This is a genomic window from Streptomyces sp. H27-D2, assembly GCF_035828615.1.
GTDB lineage: Bacteria > Actinomycetota > Actinomycetes > Streptomycetales > Streptomycetaceae > Streptomyces.
Genome location: NZ_JAYMZR010000081.1, coordinates 32727 through 34684, shown reverse-complemented (window position 1 = coordinate 34684; position 1958 = coordinate 32727). Strand labels below are relative to the sequence as shown.

The window sequence follows — 1958 nt, the reverse complement described above, 5'->3', positions numbered from 1 at the left end:
CGCGCCGCCGGCGGACTCCCCTCAATCAGGGGATGGGTTGTGCCGCCTTCACCACCAAGACTCCTGGTGAAGGGCACGACGAACCATCCAGGAGGGGAGAAACCGTGGCGACTGGACAGGAAAGCACCGTCGAATTCCAGCCCGCGCCGCCCGCGGCGGTACAGGAGCTCGCGCGCCAGGTGCGGGGCGCGGTGCTGCTGCCGTGGGACGAGGACTTCGCGGCCGAGTGCGCGGGATTCAACTGGTCCGCCGACCACCGGCCGACGTTCGTCATCGTCGCCGAGGGAGCGGCGGACGTACGGGCCGCTGTACGGATCGCGGCCGCGTACGACCTGCCGGTGACGGTCCAGGCGACCGGCCACGGGATCTCCGCGCCGGCCGACGGGGGGCTGCTGATCTCCACCCGGCGGATGAACGGCGTCGCGGTGGACCCCGCCGCCAGAACCGCCAGGGTCGAGGCCGGCACCCCGTGGCACAAGGTGATCCGGGCCGCCGCGGCCCACGGGCTGGCGCCGCTCAACGGCTCCTCGCACCTGGTGGGGGTGGTCGGCTACACCCTCGGCGGCGGCCTCGGGCTGCTGGCCCGCAAGTACGGCTACGCGGCGGACCATGTGACCCGCATGGAACTCGTCACCGCCGACGGACACTGCAGGACGGTGACCCGGGATCAGCACGCCGCGCTGTTCTGGGCGCTGCGCGGCGGCAAGGGCAACTTCGGGATCGTCACGGCGATGGAGTTCGCGCTGATGCCGGTCACCCGGCTGTACGGGGGCGGGCTGTTCTTCGACGGCGCGGCGGCGGGGGAGGTGCTGCGCGGCTGGCGGGACTGGACCCGCGAGCTGCCGGAGGAGATGACCACCTCGCTGGCGCTGCTGCGGCTGCCGGACCTGCCCGAGGTCCCCGACCTGCTGCGGGACCGGCTGATGGTCCATGTCCGGATCGCCTATCAGGGCCCGGTCGCCGACGGGGAGAAGCTGGTCCAGCCGCTGCGCTCGATCACCGCGCCGGTCCTGGACACGGTCGCCGACATGCCGTACACGGCCGTGCAGGACATCCACCAGGACCCGACCCACCCCATGCCGTACCACGAGCGGTCGATCGTCCTGCGCGAGCTGGACCAGCGGGCGGTGGACCGGCTGACGGCCCTGGCCGGTCCGGGCTCCGGCTGCGGCGACCTCATGGTGGAGCTGCGGCTGCTCGGCGGCGCGCTCGGCCGGCCCGCGCCGGTGCCGAACGCGGTGGGCAACCGGGAGGGCGCCTACACCCTCTCGACGCTTTCCCCCGCCGTCCCGCGCGGCTCGGTGGCCGACGCGGGCGGGAGCGAGGTGCTCGACGGCATGACGCCGTGGGGCACCGGCGGGCGCTACCTCAACTTCCTCGGCGGACCGGCCACCGCGGGATCCGACTACGTCAGGGCCTGCTACGACGCCGACACCTATCGCCGGCTCGCGGAGATCAAGGCCGTCCACGACCCCCGCAACCTCTTCCGGTTCAACCACAACATCGCGCCCACCGAAGGACTTTCCCATGACCAGTGACCCCGGAGTGCGACAGCGGGTCGCGGCCGACGGCCCGCCCGCGGACAACACGACCCCCGTCGATCCGTCCGCCGCCGATCCGTCCGCCGTCAGCGCCCGCTCCACCGGGCTGCGGCTGGGCGCCCTGTTCGGCCCCGCCGTCTTCGGCGTCACCGCGGCCGGCGTTGCTCTGCCGAACGTCGCCGTCGCGCTGCACGCCACCCCGTCCGCCACCGCCTGGGTATTGACCGCGCACGCGCTCGCCCTCGGCGTGGGCACCGCGCTGTTCGGCCGGCTGGCCGACGCTCTCGGGGTGCGCGCCACCCTGCTCGCCGGCTCGGTGGTGATGCTGCTGGGCACCGCGATCTGCCTGTCCGCGGGCAATCTCGGCATGCTGGTGGCGGGCCGCTTCGTGCTGGCCGCGGGTTCCGGCGCGATGAC

Annotated in this window: 2 protein-coding genes; both read left to right on the top strand. The window is 73.6% G+C overall.

What is annotated here, in order from left to right:
- Positions 1-104: 104 nt before the first annotated feature.
- Positions 105-1538 (top strand): FAD-binding oxidoreductase, encoded by a 1434-nt coding sequence (locus tag QMK28_RS26035; protein ID WP_326442030.1) that lies wholly within the window; start codon positions 105-107, stop codon positions 1536-1538.
- Positions 1528-1958, top strand: a 431-nt coding sequence (locus QMK28_RS26030; RefSeq protein ID WP_326442029.1) for an MFS transporter, incomplete at its 3' end; no start/stop codon positions are given. The genes QMK28_RS26035 and QMK28_RS26030, both read left to right, overlap by 11 nt.